The organism is Adlercreutzia sp. ZJ141, from assembly GCF_011038965.1.
In the GTDB taxonomy this organism is placed as follows: domain Bacteria; phylum Actinomycetota; class Coriobacteriia; order Coriobacteriales; family Eggerthellaceae; genus ZJ141.
The window spans coordinates 25,531-44,807 of record NZ_JAAKEB010000010.1 but is presented as its reverse complement, the minus strand read 5'-3'; the positions used below and the strand labels follow the sequence as shown (position 1 = coordinate 44,807).

At 54.1% G+C, this 19,277-nt stretch carries 19 protein-coding genes and 1 riboswitch; of the genes, 17 read left to right on the top strand and 2 right to left on the bottom strand.

The genetic code is table 11. The features are described from left to right. The first annotated feature begins 30 nt into the window (after positions 1-30). The 3 genes from purM (at position 31) to G7Y44_RS06360 (ending at position 2,832) form a co-directional block, all read left to right on the top strand. A complete protein-coding gene (gene purM / locus G7Y44_RS06370) occupies positions 31-1,119 on the top strand; it encodes a phosphoribosylformylglycinamidine cyclo-ligase (RefSeq protein ID WP_165248432.1) in 1,089 nt (362 codons plus the stop codon). Next, positions 1,103-1,717: a phosphoribosylglycinamide formyltransferase gene (gene purN / locus G7Y44_RS06365; RefSeq protein WP_165248430.1), complete on the top strand. Its 615-nt coding sequence runs from the start codon at positions 1,103-1,105 to the stop codon at positions 1,715-1,717. The genes purM and purN overlap by 17 nt, the downstream gene beginning before the upstream one ends. Before the next feature lie 125 nt (positions 1,718-1,842). After that, a complete protein-coding gene (locus G7Y44_RS06360; protein ID WP_165248428.1) occupies positions 1,843-2,832 on the top strand; it encodes an XdhC family protein in 990 nt (329 codons plus the stop codon). 29 nt (positions 2,833-2,861) lie between these two features. On the opposite strand, the gene G7Y44_RS06355 is transcribed toward G7Y44_RS06360, so the two are convergent. Next, complete coding sequence (locus G7Y44_RS06355; protein ID WP_305793583.1) at positions 2,862-4,508, bottom strand: aminotransferase class I/II-fold pyridoxal phosphate-dependent enzyme; 1,647 nt, start codon at positions 4,506-4,508, stop codon at positions 2,862-2,864. A 252-nt stretch (positions 4,509-4,760) separates the two neighbouring features. Continuing rightward, positions 4,761-4,846, top strand: a riboswitch (ZMP/ZTP riboswitch). Between the two features lie 87 nt (positions 4,847-4,933). Here G7Y44_RS06355 and G7Y44_RS06350 point away from each other — a divergent pair. The 4 genes from G7Y44_RS06350 (at position 4,934) to G7Y44_RS06335 (ending at position 8,557) form a co-directional block, all read left to right on the top strand. Further along, entirely contained in the window at positions 4,934-5,566 is a 633-nt protein-coding gene (locus G7Y44_RS06350) for an IMP cyclohydrolase (protein ID WP_165248427.1), read from the top strand. A 173-nt stretch (positions 5,567-5,739) separates the two neighbouring features. After that, entirely contained in the window at positions 5,740-6,918 is a 1,179-nt protein-coding gene (locus tag G7Y44_RS06345) for a phosphoribosylaminoimidazolecarboxamide formyltransferase (protein ID WP_165248425.1), read from the top strand. A 14-nt stretch (positions 6,919-6,932) separates the two neighbouring features. After that, entirely contained in the window at positions 6,933-8,081 is a 1,149-nt protein-coding gene (locus G7Y44_RS06340; RefSeq protein ID WP_165248423.1) for an ATP-grasp domain-containing protein, read from the top strand. Positions 8,082-8,116: 35 nt separating this feature from the next. After that, entirely contained in the window at positions 8,117-8,557 is a 441-nt protein-coding gene (locus G7Y44_RS06335; RefSeq protein WP_165248421.1) for a PaaI family thioesterase, read from the top strand. 272 nt (positions 8,558-8,829) lie between these two features. Here the strand turns inward: G7Y44_RS06335 and G7Y44_RS06330 are convergent, their stop codons facing one another. Further along, positions 8,830-9,084: a helix-turn-helix domain-containing protein gene (locus G7Y44_RS06330; RefSeq protein ID WP_165248419.1), complete on the bottom strand. Its 255-nt coding sequence runs from the start codon at positions 9,082-9,084 to the stop codon at positions 8,830-8,832. A gap of 123 nt (positions 9,085-9,207) precedes the next feature. Here G7Y44_RS06330 and G7Y44_RS06325 point away from each other — a divergent pair, with 123 nt between their 5' ends. The 10 genes from G7Y44_RS06325 (at position 9,208) to G7Y44_RS06280 (ending at position 19,091) form a co-directional block, all read left to right on the top strand. After that, a complete protein-coding gene (locus G7Y44_RS06325; protein WP_165248417.1) occupies positions 9,208-9,423 on the top strand; it encodes a helix-turn-helix domain-containing protein in 216 nt (71 codons plus the stop codon). 128 nt (positions 9,424-9,551) lie between these two features. After that, on the top strand, positions 9,552-10,190 hold the full coding sequence (locus G7Y44_RS06320; RefSeq protein ID WP_165248415.1) for a hypothetical protein: 639 nt from the start codon (positions 9,552-9,554) through the stop codon (positions 10,188-10,190). Between the two features lie 21 nt (positions 10,191-10,211). Next, the gene (locus G7Y44_RS06315) at positions 10,212-11,327 is read left to right on the top strand and encodes an SPFH domain-containing protein (protein ID WP_165248413.1); all 1,116 of its coding nucleotides are present in this window, start codon (positions 10,212-10,214) and stop codon (positions 11,325-11,327) included. Between the two features lie 91 nt (positions 11,328-11,418). After that, positions 11,419-12,630 carry a DUF6591 domain-containing protein gene (locus G7Y44_RS06310; RefSeq protein WP_371807466.1) on the top strand — a complete coding sequence of 404 codons (1,212 nt, stop codon included), beginning with the start codon at positions 11,419-11,421 and terminating at the stop codon, positions 12,628-12,630. A gap of 753 nt (positions 12,631-13,383) precedes the next feature. Further along, positions 13,384-13,668, top strand: coding sequence for a type II toxin-antitoxin system Phd/YefM family antitoxin (locus G7Y44_RS06305; protein ID WP_371807465.1), 285 nt, complete (start codon positions 13,384-13,386; stop codon positions 13,666-13,668). Continuing rightward, positions 13,661-13,915, top strand: coding sequence for a Txe/YoeB family addiction module toxin (locus G7Y44_RS06300; RefSeq protein ID WP_165248407.1), 255 nt, complete (start codon positions 13,661-13,663; stop codon positions 13,913-13,915). The genes G7Y44_RS06305 and G7Y44_RS06300 overlap by 8 nt, the downstream gene beginning before the upstream one ends. A 159-nt stretch (positions 13,916-14,074) precedes the next feature. Beyond that, the gene (gene gatC / locus G7Y44_RS06295; protein WP_165043777.1) at positions 14,075-14,386 is read left to right on the top strand and encodes an Asp-tRNA(Asn)/Glu-tRNA(Gln) amidotransferase subunit GatC; all 312 of its coding nucleotides are present in this window, start codon (positions 14,075-14,077) and stop codon (positions 14,384-14,386) included. Beyond that, positions 14,386-15,930, top strand: a complete 1,545-nt coding sequence (gene gatA, locus G7Y44_RS06290) for an Asp-tRNA(Asn)/Glu-tRNA(Gln) amidotransferase subunit GatA (RefSeq protein ID WP_165248405.1) — start codon at positions 14,386-14,388, stop codon at positions 15,928-15,930. The genes gatC and gatA overlap by 1 nt, the downstream gene beginning before the upstream one ends. Continuing rightward, positions 15,927-17,504: an Asp-tRNA(Asn)/Glu-tRNA(Gln) amidotransferase subunit GatB gene (gene gatB / locus G7Y44_RS06285; protein ID WP_165248403.1), complete on the top strand. Its 1,578-nt coding sequence runs from the start codon at positions 15,927-15,929 to the stop codon at positions 17,502-17,504. The genes gatA and gatB overlap by 4 nt, the downstream gene beginning before the upstream one ends. Before the next feature lie 81 nt (positions 17,505-17,585). Next, a complete protein-coding gene (locus G7Y44_RS06280) occupies positions 17,586-19,091 on the top strand; it encodes an alanine/glycine:cation symporter family protein (protein WP_165043476.1) in 1,506 nt (501 codons plus the stop codon). The last annotated feature ends 186 nt before the right edge of the window (positions 19,092-19,277 follow it).

The following is a 19,277-nucleotide window of genomic DNA, read 5'->3' as shown; positions in this document are numbered from 1 at the left end:
GCCGATAAAACCAGGGAAAGCGAGAAGGACATGACAGAAAACCAGCAGGGCATGACCTATGCTCAGGCGGGCGTCGACATTGTTGAGGGTGCTCGTGCGGTCGACGCCATTAAGGATACGGTGCATAGTACGTATCGGCCTGAAGTAGTGGGCGACATCGGTGGCTTTGGTGGCTTGTTCAGCATTGCTGCGGCGAAGGACATGGCCGATCCGCTTCTGGTAAGCGGCACCGATGGTGTGGGAACGAAGCTGAAAGTCGCCCAGCTTTTAGGTAAACACGACACCGTAGGTATCGATTTAGTTGCCATGTGTGTAAACGACATTCTGGCAACAGGAGCCGAGCCACTGTTCTTCCTCGACTACGTGGCGGTTGGCAAGCTGAAGGCGGAAGCTATGGCGCAGATTGTTGGCGGCATCGGTGAAGGTTGCCGACAGTCGGGCTGTGCGCTGATTGGTGGCGAAATGGCTGAGCATCCTGGCGTGATGGACCCGGATGATTATGATCTATCGGGTTTCTGCGTGGGTATTGTCGATCGCCCGAAAATGCTCGATCCGCTCAGTGTGTGCGAGGGCGATGTTCTCATTGCGCTACCATCGACCGGCTTGCATTCAAACGGCTATTCGTTGGCGCGTCGTGTGTGTCTTGATGGTAAGACCTTCGATGAGCAGACAGCTCCGTGCGACGAACTTGGCGGTATGAGCGTGGCTGATGCGCTGCTTATCCCCACGCGCATTTACGTGAAACCTGTTCGTTCGGTCATGCAAGAGGTTCCGGGCGGCATTCGCGCCCTGGCGCACATCACCGGCGGCGGCATCACCGAGAACCTAAACCGTGCGCTTCCGGGCAATGTGGATGCTGAGGTCTGCCTTGGGTCGTGGCCTGTTCCTCCTATTGTTCATTATGCATGCGCGGCGGCTGGACTAACCGATGAGGAAGCACTGAAGACCTTCAATATGGGCACGGGAATGATCTTTATCTGCGATCCTAACAAGGTAACAGATGTTGAGGCGGCACTCGCGCGGCAAAACGAAACGTTCTATCGTGTGGGCCGCATTGTGGCTGGTGAAGGCAAGGTGCGTTACGCAAATGCTGGGGGGCTGTATGGATTCCAGGCTTAAGATCGGTGTACTGCTTTCGGGTAGCGGTACGAACCTACAAGCCATCATTGACGCCATTGCAAAGGACGCCTTGCCTGTTGAGATCGTGCATGTGGTGTCGTCGCGTCCTGATGCATACGGTATCGAGCGCGCGAAGGCAGCGGGCCTTTCCTGCACGGCGCTCAACCGCGAGGTGTATGCCGATGCACATGCTGCTGACGAGCGCATCGCGCGGGAGATGAAGGAAGCGGGTGCTGAGTACGTGGTGATGGCGGGCTACATGCGCAAGCTTACGCCGGTGATGCTGAGTGCGTTTCCTGACCGCGTGCTTAACCTGCATCCGGCACTGCTGCCGTCGTTTAAAGGGGCGCATGCTATTGCTGATGCGTATGCAGCGGGCGTGAAGGTGACAGGCGTGACGGTTCATCTCGCAAACGAGGACTACGATAAAGGCCCCATTGTGGCTCAGCGAGCGGTTGAAGTGCGCGAAGGTTGGTCGATTGACGATCTGGAGGCAGCCATTCATGAGGTTGAGCATGTGCTGTATCCCCAGGTACTGCGCGCTATTGCCGAAGGGCGCATGACTATGGACGACAACCGCATCGTTCACATCTTTTAGTTCCGTCTGCCCTAACGGGGCAGGCGGAGTTGCTCGACGCTGCGGTCCTCTCGCTGACGTGTGTTCGCTTTGTGAGGTGCATGAAATAAGTCGTCTAGGGATGCACGAAAGGGAAGGAACTCGCTATGAAAAGGGAAGTTCTCGAAGGTGTTATCGCCGATCTTCGGGCGGGATGCACCCCGCATTTCGATCCAGCTGATTTCCCGTGCTTTTCCGATGAGGCGCTGGCGGGCAAGGAACATCTGAGTACTGCTTGCATCGAACGCTTGGCTAAGAGTCTCACACAGGTGGACATTCCGACGTTTCAGCGGGCGTTGCGAGCTATGGACGAGGGCGATCTCGCGTGGCTCGGGTTCAAGCTTGTTTACGACGATACGCAGGCGCAGGAAAACGTCGACAATGAGGTTACGAAGAAATACGGCGACGTGGGATCGGCGGATGGCGAACCACTTGTGTTCTTCTGCAACGACGCGAAGGAAATCGTGACCTCGCGCGCGTACTCCGAGCGCGACAAGTTCCAGATGAAAGATGTAACGCGCGGCCCGTCAATGCACAACGATCAGTTCGAGGGACTCACCTGGGCAAGTGTGGCGCTGTTCGACCAGGTTCGCGTGTGGTTGCTGGGTGCCTCCGATGCATCGAGTGAGGTTGCGGCGCTTGCTGATCATGTGGGCTTTGCGGTGACGGTGGTTGATTACGATCCGGCGTACCTGAACGAGACGCGCTTTCCGTTAGCGCGGCGTATTCTGCTTCCTGGAGGTACGTTCGACACGCTTGACGATTATGCCGCCGATTCTGCCGATTACGTGTGTGTGCTCACGCGTGGACACATGTTCGACCCTGAAGCGTGTGTGTGGGCGCTTAAGCATCAGGTCAGTTACGTGGGTATGATGGGTTGTGCGGGCAAGAACGAGCGTGTGCACGATCTGGTTCTTGCTAAGGGTGGCACGGAAGAAGGGTGGCGACGTATCAAGCGGCCCATCGGGTTGAAGTTTGGCGCGAAAACCCCTGCCGAACTGGCTATTTCCATCGTGGCCGAATTGGTTGACGTGCGCTACCGTCAACGCTACAGCAAAGAGGCGCGAGATCGCCACGAAGCCAATCTCGGCCGGTAGATCTCGCGCGCCGTCATACGCTACTGCCGCTACTGCCGATAGTACGACAGGAAGTCGGCGAGGTCTGTCATTGCTTCGCTTAACACCTCGATGCGCGGCAGGTACACGATGCGGAAGTGATCGGGTTCGTGCCAATTGAACCCGGTACCCTTCGTGATGAGGATCTTCTTGTCGTGCAGCAAGTCAAACGCAAACCGTTCGTCATCGGTGATGTTGAACTTCTTCACATCGAGTTTGGGGAAGATATAGAATGCGGCTTTCGGCTTCACCACGCTCACACCGGGAATGCTCTTTAAGGCGTTGTATACGAATTCGCGCTGCTCATATACGCGTCCACCAGGAACAATGTAGTCGTTTACGCTCTGGTGCCCACCGAGTGCGGTCTGCACAATGGACTGCGCGGGAACGTTCGAGCACAGACGCATGTTCGACAGCATGTCGATGCCTTCGATGTAGTCGCGCGCAACGCGCTTGTTTCCCGAGAGGATCATCCAGCCGATGCGGTAGCCGGCGATCATGTGCGACTTCGACAGGCCACTGAACGTCACGCAGAACAAATCGGGTGCCATTGAAGCAATAGATACATGCTCGAGGCCATCCATGACCAATCGATCGTAGATTTCATCGGAGAAAATGATTAGCTGATGCTCACGGGCAATGTCTACAATGCCCTGCAGTACTTCGCGTGGGTACAACGCACCGGTGGGATTATTGGGATTGATGATGACGATGGCTTTGGTGCGGTCGGTTACTTTACTACGGATGTCTTGCAGGTCGGGATACCATTCCGACTGCTCGTCACACAGGTAATGCACCACCTTGCCGCCGGCGAGCGTGGCCGAGGCCGTCCACAGCGGGTAGTCGGGGGAGGGGATAAGAATCTCATCACCGTCGTTCAGTAGCGCCGACATGCACAGGTTAATCAGTTCGCTTGCACCATTGCCTGTGTAGATGTCATCCATGCCCACATTGGGAATGTGCTTCAGTTGTGCGTACTGCATGATAGCTTTGCGGGCGCTGAACAGGCCTTTAGAGTCGGAATAGCCTTCGCAGTCGGTCAGCTGGCTCGCCATGTCGTACACCACTTCGTCGGGTGTGCGAAAACCGAATGGGGCGGGGTTTCCAATGTTGAGTTTCAAAATGTGCGCGCCGGCTTTCTCCATGCGGTGTGCTTCGTCGAGTGCGGGGCCGCGCACGTCGTAAAGAACGTCGTTGAGCTTCGATGACTTCTTGAATTCGCGCATGGTTGTGCTCCTTGCTGTGAGGGTGTTGTCGTTATTGCTGGATGTTGGTTCTGCTCGGCAAGCGGACGTGTCGTTATTGGCTTGTGCTTTCGTATCTGCGTTTTCGCTTGTGCGAGTGGGTATTTCGGTGTTCGAGCACAACAGCGCTTCTGTGCTCGTACTTGCGGCGGACGTGTCGGCTGTTTTGCTGTCAGGTGCATCGTTCGTGGTGACAGTACCAGTAGCGAGCCATTCGGGGGTTACGTCAAGCGTTCGTGCGAGAAAGGCCATGGTGTCGGCACGTGGAACGGTTTTGCCACTGACGTACTGGCTCATGTGACTCTTTCCCAACTTCACGCCGCTTCGCTCTGCTTTGTGTACTATGTCAGCTTGGCGAAGCCCGCGGGCATCCATTGCCTGGCGAAGCCGGTCTGAGAACGATGATGTTGTCATCGGTTACCTCCGTCAAGTTCAATTACTTTTCGTTGATAGTTCAATGTTTGTCTAGAAGTTCAACGTTTGAGGAATCATAGCATGTGGGTTTGAGAAAAGGTTCAATTCTAGAAAATAGTTCATTTTTGCAGGAATTCGGTCGAGCCAATATTTGATCAGCATTTGAACCGTTGACCTTCGTGACATTCGCCGCCTTATCAGCAGCTTGCCTCCGCTGTTTGACGCCGAATGTGCTACACTGCACGCGTGCAAGCGGCGCGCTGTGACTGACGGAATCATCGTGGACGACCACGGGGGAGTGGTGCGCATCATACATGCCGACCGTCTGGGCAAGCTGAACCCGCTCTCAGGGAGGCTTGCCTTTTTCATGGGCAGACCTGCTAAGAGCCGTATCAGCGACGTATCGTGAGGAAGGAAGACCGAGCATGGAAAACCTAGCCGACATTCTTCGAGGAAACCCGTATCCTGGGCGTGGTATCGTTGTTGGCGCCGATCGCGTGTATTACTTCATCATGGGCCGCAGCGTGAACAGCCGTAACCGCGTGTTCGTGGAAACCGAGGACGGTATTCGCACCGAAGCACACGACCCTGCGCTTTTGGCTGATCCGAGTCTGATCATCTACCATCCGGTGCGCGCTATGGGTGACGCGCTCGTGGTTACCAATGGCGACCAGACCGACACGATCGTGGAAGTGGGTAGTTTCCGCGATGGCTGCATGGCACGCGAGTACGAACCCGACGCACCCAACTTCACCCCGCGCATTAGTGCCATCGTCAATCCTGATGGCACGTTTGAGTTGTCCATCTTAAAGCACGAGGGCGGCCGTTGCGTTCGCGAGTTCTTCGCCTACGAAGGAGTGGACGAAGGGTGCGGCTACTTCATCAGCACGTATCAGGGTGACGGCAATCCGCTGCCCACGTTCGCAGGCGAGCCGGTGCTCGTCAAGCTGCCCGAGGCTGATGAGGTGTGGGCTGCCCTGAACGCCGACAACAAAGTAAGCCTCTATGCCAACGTGAATGGCGTTGTGACGCTGTACAACAAGAATCTGGGAGATTAGAGAAGACGACAATGGTGGAGCGCGGAATGTGAGGCGGCATTCCGTGCTCAAACAGTCCTCGCTTGATGAAAATGTCCACAGGACATTTTCAGTCGCTGTGGAACTGCGCGCGGAACGCCGTCCCACATTCCGCTCCGCGTCATTTCGATCAGTCAAACAACAAAGGAGAACCCATGAACGAACTGGAACTCAAGTACGGGTGCAACCCAAACCAGAAGCCATCGCGCATCTTTATGAAGGACGGGTCCGACCTGCCCGTTGAGGTGTTGAATGGCAAGCCTGGCTATATCAACTTCTTAGACGCCTTCAATTCGTGGCAGCTGGTGCGCGAGTTGAAGGAGGCGACGGGCTTGCCTGCGGCTGCGTCGTTTAAGCACGTGAGTCCGGCGGGTGCGGCAGTTGGTTTGCCGTTGTCCGACGTCGACCGTCAGATCTATTTCGTTGAAGATGATGCTCCGCTCAGCCCCATCGCCTGTGCGTACATTCGCGCGCGTGGTGCCGATCGTCTGTGCTCGTACGGCGACTGGGCAGCACTTTCCGATGTGTGCGACGCTGATACCGCACGTTACCTGAAGGCTGAGGTGTCGGACGGTATTATCGCACCGGGCTACACCGACGAGGCGCTCGAAATCCTGAAGACTAAGAAGTCGGGTAAGTACAACGTAGTTCGCATCGATTCGAACTACGTACCGGCCGAACAGGAGTACAAAGATGTGTTCGGTATCACTTTTGAGCAGGGACACAACAACTTCCGCATTGATGCCGACCTGCTGGGAAATCTGGTAACCGAGAACAAGGAGCTGCCTGAATCCGCCAAGATCGATCTGGTGGTGGCGCTCATCACGCTGAAATATACGCAGTCGAACTCTGTATGCTACGTGAAAGATGGTCAGGCTATTGGTGTGGGCGCAGGCCAGCAGAGTCGTATCCATTGCACACGTCTTGCTGGTAACAAGGCCGATACGTGGTATCTGCGCCAGCATCCGAAGGTTCTTGGTCTGCAGTTTGTCGACGGCATACGTCGGCCGAATCGCGACAACGCCATTGACGTGTACATTTCCGACGAATACGAAGATGTGTTGCGCGAGGGCGAGTGGCAGCAGGTATTCAAGGTAAAGCCCGAGCCACTGACGCGTGAAGAGAAGCAGGCGTGGGTTTCTACGCAGACCGATGTATCGGTGGGCTCCGACGCGTTCTTCCCGTTTGGTGATAACATCGAGCGTGCTCGTAAGAGCGGTGTGGCTTACGTTGCAGAGCCGGGTGGCTCCATTCGCGACGACAACGTTATCGAAACCGCCAACAAGTACGGCATGGTTATCGCCTTTACTGGTATGCGCTTGTTCCATCACTGATAGGGTGGCTCTTCATGATCATACTCGAAGCCCCTTACGCATCTGATGTGCTGCTTGATTGGTGTGCCGAGTCGCAGCACCCGGTGCTGGGCAATGCGTTTGTTCGGTCGATTGCCGGCGAACGCACGCTCAATCTGGTAGATGCGACAGAAGCAATCCGCCGTTTGACTGCCGGCGAGCGCGTGTATACTAACTCGGAAAACGCGCTCGCATGGATTGCTGAGCATGCGCCGGATGCTCCGGTAAATGCACCCGTTGCCCTGTTCAAAGATAAAGCCGCTACGCGACGCGCGCTCGCAGAGCTGGATCCGCAGCTATTCTTCCGCAAGTGCTCCGTTGATGAGCTGCGAGCGCTTGATTTCGATACGCTACCTGTGCCGTTTGTGCTGAAGCCGAGCGTGGGCTTTTGTAGCATGGGCGTGCACGTGGTAAGCAGCCGCGCTGATTGGGAGGTGGCACTCGTTGACATCGCTGAGAACGCCTCGGTGTGGCAACAACGCTACCCAGAAAGCGTGGTGGGTGTAAACGAGTTCGTGCTGGAGGGCTATTTAGACGGGCAAGAGTACGCGCTCGATGCGTACTACGATGAAGACGGCGCGCCACATCTGGTGAATGTGCTGCGCCACGACTTCGCCAGCCCAGAAGATACGAGTGATCGCATGTATGTGACCTCGCCTTCTATCATTGAAGAGACAGCACCGATGTTTTTGGCATGGCTTGCCCGCGTGAACGAAGTGGTGGGAGCGCGCAACTTCCCCATGCATGTCGAGGTGCGCGTGAAGGATGGCCACGTGAGTCCCATTGAGTTCAACCCACTTCGCTTCGCGGGGCTCTCTGGTACCGATATTGCCTGGTATGCGTACGGATATCGCACGTATCAGGCGTTTCTGGATGATGAAGCCCCCAGCTTCCCTCGCATCTTCGAGTCACGCCGTGGTAAGACGTACTGCATGTCGTTGTTGGGCGTGCCGGACGGATGCAGCGGCTATGAACCGTTCGATTTGGCGGGTTTGATGGCGCACTTTAGTCATCCGCTGCGAGTACTTGAGTTTGATGGTGCGAAAACGGGGTCGTACGCGTTTGTGTTCCTTGAAACCAATGAGGAAACGGCTGGTGAGCTGGATTACTTACTGCACGTCGATCTGCATGAATTCGTAGGCTAGAAACTCGGGAAGGTAAACGGAAGGAAAGGGTCGCGATGCCGCTCGTTGAGACTATGGGCATTCGTTTCACGAAAGAAGAATCCGACTGCACAGAAGCGGTGTTCTCTATCACCGATGAATGGCGTCAGCCGTACGGTTTTCTGCATGGGGGAGCCACTATCTCGTTGTTGGAAACTGTGGCTAGTCGCGCTGCGGAGTTGCGTGCCGATCCAGACACCGAGCTTCCATTCGGCGTGACGGTCGAAGTGCGCCATCATAAGAGCGGCCGCGATGGTGATGTGTTGGGCGTAGCTGAGCTCGACCATGAAGAGCCTTGTCGAGGTGGCACGAAGCAATTCTGGAACGTGGCTGCGTATGACGATGAGGGCGACATTATGTCGGGTGGCGTCATCATGACAAAAGTAGTGTCAAAAGCTTACCTTGAGCAGCGACAAGCCGAACACGAAGCCGCCTCGGAGGTACAAGCAAAAGAATAGGCACAATGTCGCACGTTGGGCGTACATTGTATTTTTGGCAGAGCGGCACCGAGAAGAAAAGCATTGTGGGTCTGTATTGTTGCGGACCCACAATGCTTTTCTGGTTGTTTCGGAAAGAAGGCAGCCTCTTCTTGAAGAAGACCGAATCGTATTCGCATTCAATTTCGCGAGAATTACAACTTCTAATAAGGAAACTACGAGTTCGCCGAGTGTCTGGCGTTTGAACTCCGACGCTTTCTTGTGTTCTTACGCTGTTGCGTCTGGTGCAATCCTTATGTTCGACGCATGGGGCGGCCCGATGAAGGGAACGAGAAGGCGTCGGAAAGCCCGAGTAAAAAGTCGGATGAGCAGCCAAGCGTTTTTGCCAAGACGGCAATGTCGCTCGCGTTTGGCAGGCAGCGCGCGGTTTCCCAGTTGGAAACAGTCTGGCCCGAAACCTTGATCTTTCGTCCAAGCTCAACCTGGCTAAGCCGCGATGCTTTGCGGGCAAATGCGATGCGAGCGCCGATGAGCTGTCTTTCGTCCATACTGAACCTTTCCGATTGCATCTGAAAATCCTACCCGAAAGGAGAGAAAAGCAGTTGTCTGTATCACCAATTTATAAAGTTGTTTATAATCGTTCCAAATAATTACAGAAAGCGAGAATGAGTATGGTTTTGGAAAGCTATGAGCGTTGTCGCATCCAGGCCGGGCTTTCTCCCGTAGCGGCGGCACGGGTGGTTGGCGTGCCGCTCGAGGCGCTCATGGACTTCGAGCAAGGAAGGAGCGAGCCTGATGCGCTCGTACTTAAACGTATGGCGCTCGCCTACGGATGCACCTGCGACACGCTTTTAGGGTTGGTAGGTGTGACAGAGATCGGGCTGTAGATAATCGCCTGATCTCGATATTCCACCGTGCGGCAGTTGTCATGTGAGTGGATGCTATTACTGCGCTTCTCAACGTTTTATACATAAAAAGGTGTTGATAGACGGTCAAAACGGGAAAGGATTTATGGATGAGCGAACTAAGCCTGCTGCCGAATGAGGCTATTTTGAAGCGAGATTCCAACGTTTCTCGTGGGCAGAGCACATTGTTTGATTCTAGAGAAGGCGAGTTGGTGCTTACGAACTATGCTCTCATCTTCTTGCGAAAAGGTGCGTTCGGTGGTGTGAGGGACGTCACTCGGTTTCCGCTTGATCAGGTAAACGTTGTCAACGGCATACCACAAGTTGCTTATGACAAGCCGTCGGGAGATGACAGGCAGTTGCGGATTCATTTTGCCCATGGGGTTGAATCATTCTCTCTCGGGCAGTCGGACGACGATGAGGATTCGCCGTCTTTGAAAGATCTGTTCACTTCTGCGGCGGAAAAAGAGCGAAGGAACGCGATTGAATGGCGCGATGCGGTGACTCGAGTGGTTCTGAGCTTGAGAAGCGCTCCGGCAAGTTCCCCGTCTCAGCCGATGGTGAGCCAACAGTCGGCTTCAGCGCAGGAACCGAGAAGCGCTGCGGTTAGCGCCTCGCCCGCACAACGACCATCTGAATCGAGTGTTACTCGCGTTACCCGAAAGTGCTTCGGATGTATGGCTCCCATAACGGGATTTCAGGGAGAGCGGGTCGTTTGCCAATACTGCGATACCGAGCAAGCCATCTAGCTGCAGCTGAAAGGAGCAATCGTGGGCGTTTTGAGAGCTGTGTCCGATGCAGTCGGTGGGTCTTTGGCGGATCAATGGCGAGACATCTATACAGCGTCTCCGTTTGACGAACATACCGTTGTCACTCCAGGGATACTCAAGAACAGAAACAATGGTAGAGGGACAAACCGCAATGGGTCCGATGGCGTTATTTCAAACGGGTCGCGTATATTCGTTCCCGAAAACACGGCTGCGTTCGTGTTTAGCCAAGCGGGCATAGAGACGGTAGTGACAGAACCGGGGGGCTATGTCTACATGGATGGAGAAGAGAGTTTATTTAGCAGCCCAAATGTTGTTTCACTCATAAACCAGGTTGCTGACAGGGTTGGGTATGGAGGTATTTCTGTTTCGGAAAAGCGTGTGGCGTTCGTGAACTTGCGAGAAATCAGACATATTCCGTTTGGAACTCGCGGCGCACAGGTTTACAACGATTTGTATTACCAATGCGATCTTGAGGTTTACTCGTACGGGACGTTTTCGGTTCGCGTTGTTGATCCTGTTTTGTTTCTAAAGAACTTCGTTCCGGCAAATGTGTTTCGCTATTCCTTCGATTTTCCGTCGGCGCGCAAGCAGGTGCTCGCAGAATTCTTGCAGTCATTCATTGTTGCACTCAATTCACTGTCGGGAGCCTATCGGATTTCTCAATTGCCTGCTCAGGCAAAGGAAATATCGAATCGAGTTGCATCTGATTCCGATAACGCGGGAAGCTGGCCTATTCGTTTCGGGTTCGAAGTTGTGAAAGTTGCTATCGAGAACATCGAGTTCTCACCCGAATCGAAAGAACTTGTACGGCAGTTCTCGTCAAATAGGATGAACGTTAAAGCGTACGAAGATGCGTCTCAGCGTGCATCAAGCATAGCGGCTCAGCAGAAGATTTCCCAGGGAGTTCAAGATTTCGGCTTGGGAGACGGTGGGGGCATGTTGCTTGGAATGAACCTTGCTAGTGGTGTGTCTGCGCAAGGAGAAATGCCGTTTCGGCATGCAATGTCTCTTGATGAACAAGTGGAAGCTCTTAAGAAAATCAAGGGGCTGGTCGATGCTGGCATTCTGACGAAAGAGGAATTTGACACAAAGAAAAAAGAAATCTTGGGTTTTTGATTGGAGGTTTGTGAGCGAGAGGTGGACGGTTTAATCCGTCACGAACTTCATAGTGTCACGTTCGAAAGGGTAAGTAATCAGTTTCTATGACATGCGTTCGCAAGGTAAAACGAAAAGGAAGGGGTGTTGTTCGGTGAAAGTTTGTAATAGTTGTGGTGCACAGGTTCCGGATAGTTCAAGTAGTTGCCCGATATGCGGAAGTGTTGTTGCTCAGCAGGAAGCAAGATTCGTTTATGAGCAAAGCAATACAGCAGGAACTCCACAGCCTGAAGTGGTGAGAAAGAAAAGAAAACTGCCTAAGATTGTGATGGGTGTCATCGTCTTATTGGTTGTGATGTTTGCTTTGTCGACATGCGGAGAAGATAGCAGCGCATCGGCTGAACCATGGCCGACTGGTCCACTTGCGCAAATGTTGCCAAGTATGGATCGCGAATGCGCAAGTGTTTTCGAAATGGATGATTCGCTTAGTATTCGAGTTGAAGATAACGTAAGTAAAGCTGACTACGACGATTACGTTGCAAAATGCAAAGAAAGAGGTTTCGTGGTTGATGCTCAAGAAGCGAGCGAAAGCTATCGAGCGTACAATGCCGAAGGCTATCTTCTCGAACTTGCGTATCACAGCTTCGATAAAGGCCAGATCGACATCGATCTTGAAGCGTCCAAAGTTAGCGGAGCTCTTGTGTGGCCAACAAGCGGTCTTGCAACCTTACTTCCCGATCCTGGCAAGAGCAAGGGAATGGTGTCTTCTGACTCATCCGACTATTTCGAAGCGTATGTTGGCGAGATGTCTCTGGAAGAATACAGTGCCTATGTTGATGCTTGCATCGAGCTTGGCTTCGATGTCGATTACAGCAAGAATGACGAATCATACCAGGCAAGTGATGCAAGTGGAAATTCCTTAAGGGTGGAGTACGAGGGTTTCCAAACCATGCGAGTTAGCATACAAGCGGTGGAGTCTTCTTCGGACTCTTTGAATGGCGGTGTTGTAGACGATTCGCAAACGACGCCTGACGTTTCGGCTCAAACTGATAGTGAGGGAATCGATCCCGCTTTCAAAGAGGCTTTGGATAGCTATGAATCGTTCATGGATGGGTATATTCAGTTCATGCAAGCGTATAACGAGTCCACCGACACTGCGAGCTTGCTCACCGAGTACACAAAATGGATGAGCGACTATGCTGACATGGCGTGCAAGATCGATGCAATCAATCAAGATGACTTAAACAGCGAAGAACTTGCGTACTATACCGAGGTTACGGGTAGGGTTTCGGCAAAGCTTGCTGAGGCTGCGGTTACTGTGTAGATCTGTTATTGTTCGTGTCGCTTCGTTGATTTCAGTATCTGCTACGCCGCCATGCGAGGTGGCGTAGCAGTATTCTGTGACTGAAGGTTTCTTTACTGATGCGGTTCGAGGTAGCGCGTAAATAATGCGTTGAGCAAGTTCTGGACACTGCGAACCTGACTTAGGAGAAGATGGTACGATTACTAATTCACTTTTTGGGAATTGGTAAAAAATCCGAGAAATGCGCGATTGAGCAAAGTTAGCCGTGGCTTCGGGAACTTTTTTTACGAAATGTACGATGTGGTGGAGTCGGTAAAGCTCGTCGAATCTTCAGGAAAAACAGCGGTCGCCTCTGATTAGGGAAAACGCAAAGGCAGTCTCAAGAAGAGAAGAGCAGTGACCGTTTCCTATCCGTTTTTCCGCTTCAAATCGTACATTTCGTAAAAAAAGTTCCCGAAGCCACGGCTAACTTTGCTCAATCGCGCATTTCGTGAAAAAAGTGGCCGAAGGCAAGCCTTTCTTTGCTTAAACATACCTGACTGTATCTGAATATCTCTTTCGGGCTCCTTTCGCGGGCAATCCAGCATCTCTTGGGACAAAAGATCGCTAAACTTGGCAGTAGTAACGCAGTGCATTAAGAGAATGCTACCGTTTTCCTAATGCTCCTTTGTAGCTGGCTGGTCCATGGGCAATGTAGCTAAAGCAGAAAGTCTCAAAGTTTCTCCTGTTTGCAATTATTGACAATATGTTGTACAACTTATACTATTGCCTTAAATGAAGTTATCGGACGGGAGTTGCACCATGCGTACTTTAACTTACAGTTCGTTTCGTAATGATCTTAAATCCGAGATGAGGCGCTGCCGTGATAACGCCGAGGCCCTCCTTGTGGCAAATAAAGACGAGTCGGAGAACGTCGTGGTCATGAGCGCTCGCGACTACGATGCGCTCATGGAGACTATCTACATATACGAAAACGCTTATCTTCACGACAAGATAGTTCGCGGCCTTAATCAGATACGCGAAGGCGAAGGTCAGGAACGAGAGCTGATCGATGCGTAAGGTATTCACCGACGATGCCTGGAGCGACTATCTCTACTGGCAGACCCGGGACAAGAAGACCCTGAAGCGCATCAACGTACTTATTCGCGATATCGAACGATCCCCTTTTGAGGGCATAGGCAAACCGGAGCCGCTGAAGTTCGGGCTTAGCGGCTGCTGGTCTCGTCGCATCGATGCTGCCAATAGGCTGGTATACACCGTTGCCGACGACAGTCTTTGCATTCTCTCCTGCAAGGATCATTACTAGGGGGCTTAACGGCTAAGGGTTGGCGGGGGATAACTCCCGAGCGCATTCATGCTGGGCAAGCTTTTGTGGGCTGGTTCTGCTATCATAGGCAAGTTACGTCTACGCCGCTTCAATGCGCTTACAGGCGCGGCGGCATTCGATAGAGAGAAAGCAGAACCTATGGCCCAGCATCTTTCCGAGCGTCAGGTGCGCGATATCGCCGAGTACGCGCGCATCGGTCTCGACGATGGCGAGGTGACGCAGATGACAGCTGACCTCAACGCCATCATCGAAAGCCTTAGCCCCATACTAGAGTACGATCTTGAGGGTGTTGAACCCACATTTCATCCCATCGGGGGCCTCGTGAACGTCATGCGTGACGATGTGGAAACGACCGGCTTTACTCAGCAAGAGGCGCTGGCGAATGCGCCGAAGCAGCAAGATGGCTGCTTCTTAATCCCCTCGATTCTTGGTGAAGGGGGCGATCGGTAATGACGCAGACCTCCTTCGCATCGATGGGCGTGCGTGAATTACAGGCTGGCCTTGCCACAAAGCAGTTCAGCGCTCGCGAGATAGCCGAACAGTCGTTTGCGTGTATCGAAGCAAACGACGCCAGTGTGCATGCATTTCTGGAAACCACCGAAGCGCTGGCGTACGAGGCTGCCGCGCGCATTGATGCGGCAGTGGCAGCAAACGACCTTGCGTCATGCGGCCCGCTGGCGGGCGTGCCGGTTGCTTTCAAGGACAACATGAATCTTATAGGCACACACACCACGTGTTCGTCGCGCATGTTGGAAGGCTATGTGTCTCCCTATACGGCAACATGCGTGCAAAATATTATTGATGCGGGTGGTATTCCCTTAGGTAAGCTGAACATGGACGAGTTCGCGTTTGGTTCGTCAACGGAAACGAGCGCATTTGGCCGCACGTGCAACCCGTGGGATCTCGAGCGCGTTCCCGGTGGTTCGTCTGGTGGAAGCGCGGCGTCGGTTGCTGCCGGTTTGGCAACCATCACGTTGGGGTCTGACACGGGTGGTTCGATTCGTCAGCCGGGCAGCTTCTGCGGCGTGGTGGCGGTGAAGCCTACCTACGGCGTAGTTTCGCGCTATGGCGTGGTGGCATTCGGCAGTTCGCTCGACCAGGTGGGCCCGTTCGCACGAAGCGTCGAAGATGCGGCGCTTGCCTTAAACGCGCTCTCTGGCCGCGATCCGCTCGACTGCACCAGTCAGGACATCACCACCGACTTCACGGCGAACCTCGCCGAAGGGGTACGCGGCATGCGCATTGGTGTGGTACCCGCATTTATGGAGGCACGCGGTTTAACGGCCGAGGTGAAGGCGAAGACCGAGGAAGCTATTGGTGCTCTGCGCGATGCGGGCGCCGACATCGTTGAGATCGACCTGCCGCACGCGCAAGCGGCCATGAGTGCCTATTATGTGCTTGGCCCGTGCGAGGCTTTCAGTAACCTTGCTCGCTTCGATTCGGTACGCTACGGTTACTGCGATGGAAACAGCAAGGATCTCGGAGCGCAGTACGAAACTAGCCGCGCCGCAGGCTTTGGCTTGGAAGCGAAGCGCCGCATTATGTTGGGAAGCTACCTGCTTTCTTCTGGCGTGTACGAGAAATACTACTACGCGGCACAAAAGGTACGCACCCTCATCACGCGCGATTATGCGGAAGCGTACGAGAAATGTGACGTCATTTTGGCGCCGGTGGCACCGCGTACTGCATTCAAGTTCGGTGAAATATCGGATCCCACCGAAATGCACCTGTCTGATATGTTCACCATATCCATTAATATTGCGGGTAATGGCGGCATGAGTATGCCGGTAGGATTGGGCGCCGACACCGGCTTACCCATTGGTGTTCAACTCATATCTCCGCAGTTCAAAGACGAAAATATGCTACGCGCTGCGGCAGCACTCGAGCTTGCGTACGGGCGTGCTCCGGTGGCACCAGCATTTGCGGAAGGTGACACAGAAGGCGACGGTCAGCTGCAGGCCGAAAAGGTTGAAAAGGCAGGTGGTGCGCGATGAAAAAGCTCGAAGAGGTGTTCGAGACGTGGGAGGCGGTCATCGGCCTTGAGATTCATGCCGAACTAACCACGCTTACCACAAAGATGTTCTGTGGCTGTAAGCTAGAGTTTGGTGCCGAGCCGAATACGCACACCTGCCCGGTGTGCTTGGGGTTGCCTGGTGCTCTTCCCGTGCCCAATAAGGCGGCCATTGAATCCATCGTGTTGGCAGGTTTGGCCACGAATTGCGATATCGAAAAACGTTCGATGTTCTACCGCAAAGGTTATATGTATCCCGACATGTCGAAGAACTTCCAGACCACTCAAGGTCCGGTTGCGTTCTGTATGCGCGGTCATTTGGATCTTGCCGTCGATGGCGCAGCTGCTCGCGAGCGCTACCGTTTAAACGACCTTGCCGTGGGTGAATCCTGCGACAACATCATGCGCACCGACGACGGATACACCGCGCATGTGGGCATCACGCGCATCCACATGGAAGAGGACGCGGGTAAGATGGTGCACATCGGCGGCGGCGAAGGTCGCATCGCGGGCGCTACGCATTCGCTCGTGGACTACAACCGCGCAGGCACACCGCTGATCGAGCTGGTTACCGAGCCCGACCTTCGCACACCTGAGGAAGCGCGCTTGTTCATGCAGAAGTTGCGTCAGATTTACCTGGCCATTGGCATTTCCGACTGCTCCATGGAAGAAGGAAGCCTGCGCTGCGACGGCAACGTTTCGCTGCGCCGCCGCGGAACCGAGAAATTCGGTGTGAAGACCGAACTCAAGAACATGAACAGCTTCAAGAACCTTCACGACGGACTGGCATACGAGATTTGTCGTCAAGCCGAGGTGCTAGAAGAAGGCGGCCAGATCTACCAGGAAACGCGTCATTGGGACCCATCGACGAAGCGGACCATTGTCATGCGCGTGAAGGAAACCGCCGATGACTATCGCCTGTTTCCCGAACCTGACATGGTGCCGTTTGATCTGTCTGACGAGTTTATTGACAACGTGCGCGCCAAGCTACCCGAGCTGCCTGACCAGAAAGCGACACGTTTTGAGGGCGCCTATGGTCTATCGGCGTACGATGCGCGGCAGTTGGCAGCAGATGCGCATATGTCGGCGTTCTTTGAGTCGTGCATGACAGCAGCTGGCTCCGAGGCGGCCACGCTGGCGAAGCCGGTTGCGAATCTGGTCATCAACGACGTTTCGGCGTATGTGAACGCGCATGAGGGCTTCAACGTGACGAATTCGCCGTTGACGCCTGTGCGCGCCGTCGGTCTTGCGAAGCTGCTGGTATCTGATGCGATATCCTCCAAGCAGGCGAAAGAAGTGTTCGCGGCTGTGCTCGAAGAAGACAAGGACCCCGACGTCGTTGTGGAAGAGCGCGGTATGAAGCAGGTGTCCGACGCTGGTGCCATCGAGGCTGTGGTTGAGGAGGTACTCGCCGCCAACCCCAACGAGGTTGCCAGCTACAAGGGGGGCAACACCAAGATCATCGGCTTTTTCGTGGGCCAGTGTATGAAAGCCATGCGTGGTCAAGGTAACCCGAAGCTTATCAACCAGGTGCTTGCGCGCAAGCTTGCCGAATAAGGTAACTGTCGAGGCCGCCATCGGGTGAAGGCGGCCTCGTGGTAGGGTAACAAACGGGGAGGGAAGGACAAGGAGGGTTTCATGGATTGGAACCAAATGCTCGTTGATGTGACGGGTGAAATCGACGGCTTTATGTACACCTATATTCTGGTGGCGCTGCTCGTATTTGTGGGCATTTACTTCACCATCCGTACTCGCGGTGTGCAAATTCGCTTCATCAAGGACATGTTCACACAGCTCACGGAGAAAAAGCACGTGGAAGGCGAGCGCTCCACCTCGTCGTTCCAGGCGCTCATGGTATCTACCGCCTCGCGCGTGGGCACAGGCAACATCGCCGGTGTGGCAACAGCCATTGCCACGGGTGGTCCGGGTGCCGTATTCTGGATGTGGCTCATGTCTATTATCGGATCTGCGTCGGCGTTCGTTGAGTCTACGCTCGCGCAGACGTGGAAGGTACGCGGCGAGGAAGGTGAGTTCCGTGGTGGTCCGGCGTACTACATCGAGCAAGCGCTGGGCAAGCGCTGGGCTGGCGTGCTGTTCTCAGTACTGCTCATATTGTGCTTCGCTTTTGGTTTCAACGGCTTACAGTCATACAATGCCACTTCGACGCTTGAGTACTACTTCCCCGACTATCTGACCAACGGTGCTGCGGTGTTCTCAGGTGTTGCCCTTGCGGTGCTGACAGCGCTCGTTATTTTCGGTGGCGCGAAGCGCATTTCGGTCATCACGTCGGTTATCGTGCCTGTCATGGCGATTGCCTACATTATTCTTGCCGTATGGACCACCCTCGCGAACATCAGCTGGCTACCCGTCGTGTTCGGCACCATTTTCGCCTCGGCGTTCGATTTCCAAAGCGTTGCCGGTGGTTTCGCTGGATCGGTAGTCATGCTCGGTATCAAGCGCGGCCTGTACTCGAACGAGGCCGGCATGGGTTCGGCTCCGAACGCCGCTGCTACGGCTAGCGTGTCGCATCCAGCCAAGCAGGGCTTGGTGCAGAGCTTGTCGGTGTACATTGACACGTTGCTCATCTGCACGTGTTCGGCCATGATGGTTATGGTGTTCTACGTGCAGGATCCTGCTGCCGCAACCGAACTTAATGGTATGCCGCTGGTACAGATGGCTGTGAATAACTCCATCGGCGCTATTGGTATCCATTTCATTACGTTTGCGGTGTTCGCATTTGCGTTCTCCAGTCTTATTGGTAACTATTTCTATGCCGAGAGCAACTTCAAGTTCATTACGAAGAACAAGCCTGCACTGCTGGTGTTCCGTGTTGTATGCCTCGTTGTCATCTACTTTGGTGCGGTCATGAGTTTTGATCTGGCATGGAACTTAGCTGATATCTTCATGGGATTCATGGCTATTGTAAACTTGATCGCCATCCTCCTTTTAGGTAAGTGGGCGATCGCCATCCTGAAGGACTACGAGGAGCAGCGCAAGGCCGGAAAAGATCCGGTGTTTGTAGCATCAACGATTCCGGGATTGCCCGCCACCGAATGCTGGCACGTGCCGGAAGCTGAGCTTGAACATGTTGGCGAGCAGCCCGTGGTTGAGTATGTCGAAGAAGTGCTGGAAGCAGGCGAGTAGCGTTTCATTTTGCTTCGTGTATGGTTTGAACGAATCGCGAAGATAGCTCAAACGCCGGAAAGGGGGCAAAAGAGTTCCCTTCCCGGCGTTTCTCTGTTTCTTGTTGCTTTATTACTCTACTGTGATAGAGTATGGCTCTGCAAGAGGGAGTCTGCGCTTAGACATAGAGTGAGACACTGTGCGGCG

Coding starts and splice junctions, on each gene's coding strand:
- purM (WP_165248432.1), top strand. CDS start 31: ATGACAGAAAACCAGCAGGGCATGACCTATGCTCAGGCGGGCGTCGAC.
- purN (WP_165248430.1), top strand. CDS start 1,103: ATGGATTCCAGGCTTAAGATCGGTGTACTGCTTTCGGGTAGCGGTACG.
- G7Y44_RS06360 (WP_165248428.1), top strand. CDS start 1,843: ATGAAAAGGGAAGTTCTCGAAGGTGTTATCGCCGATCTTCGGGCGGGA.
- G7Y44_RS06355 (WP_305793583.1), bottom strand. CDS start 4,508: ATGACAACATCATCGTTCTCAGACCGGCTTCGCCAGGCAATGGATGCC.
- G7Y44_RS06350 (WP_165248427.1), top strand. CDS start 4,934: ATGGAAAACCTAGCCGACATTCTTCGAGGAAACCCGTATCCTGGGCGT.
- G7Y44_RS06345 (WP_165248425.1), top strand. CDS start 5,740: ATGAACGAACTGGAACTCAAGTACGGGTGCAACCCAAACCAGAAGCCA.
- G7Y44_RS06340 (WP_165248423.1), top strand. CDS start 6,933: ATGATCATACTCGAAGCCCCTTACGCATCTGATGTGCTGCTTGATTGG.
- G7Y44_RS06335 (WP_165248421.1), top strand. CDS start 8,117: ATGCCGCTCGTTGAGACTATGGGCATTCGTTTCACGAAAGAAGAATCC.
- G7Y44_RS06330 (WP_165248419.1), bottom strand. CDS start 9,084: ATGGACGAAAGACAGCTCATCGGCGCTCGCATCGCATTTGCCCGCAAA.
- G7Y44_RS06325 (WP_165248417.1), top strand. CDS start 9,208: ATGGTTTTGGAAAGCTATGAGCGTTGTCGCATCCAGGCCGGGCTTTCT.
- G7Y44_RS06320 (WP_165248415.1), top strand. CDS start 9,552: ATGAGCGAACTAAGCCTGCTGCCGAATGAGGCTATTTTGAAGCGAGAT.
- G7Y44_RS06310 (WP_371807466.1), top strand. CDS start 11,419: ATGCGTTCGCAAGGTAAAACGAAAAGGAAGGGGTGTTGTTCGGTGAAA.
- G7Y44_RS06305 (WP_371807465.1), top strand. CDS start 13,384: ATGAAGTTATCGGACGGGAGTTGCACCATGCGTACTTTAACTTACAGT.
- G7Y44_RS06300 (WP_165248407.1), top strand. CDS start 13,661: ATGCGTAAGGTATTCACCGACGATGCCTGGAGCGACTATCTCTACTGG.
- gatC (WP_165043777.1), top strand. CDS start 14,075: ATGGCCCAGCATCTTTCCGAGCGTCAGGTGCGCGATATCGCCGAGTAC.
- gatA (WP_165248405.1), top strand. CDS start 14,386: ATGACGCAGACCTCCTTCGCATCGATGGGCGTGCGTGAATTACAGGCT.
- gatB (WP_165248403.1), top strand. CDS start 15,927: ATGAAAAAGCTCGAAGAGGTGTTCGAGACGTGGGAGGCGGTCATCGGC.
- G7Y44_RS06280 (WP_165043476.1), top strand. CDS start 17,586: ATGGATTGGAACCAAATGCTCGTTGATGTGACGGGTGAAATCGACGGC.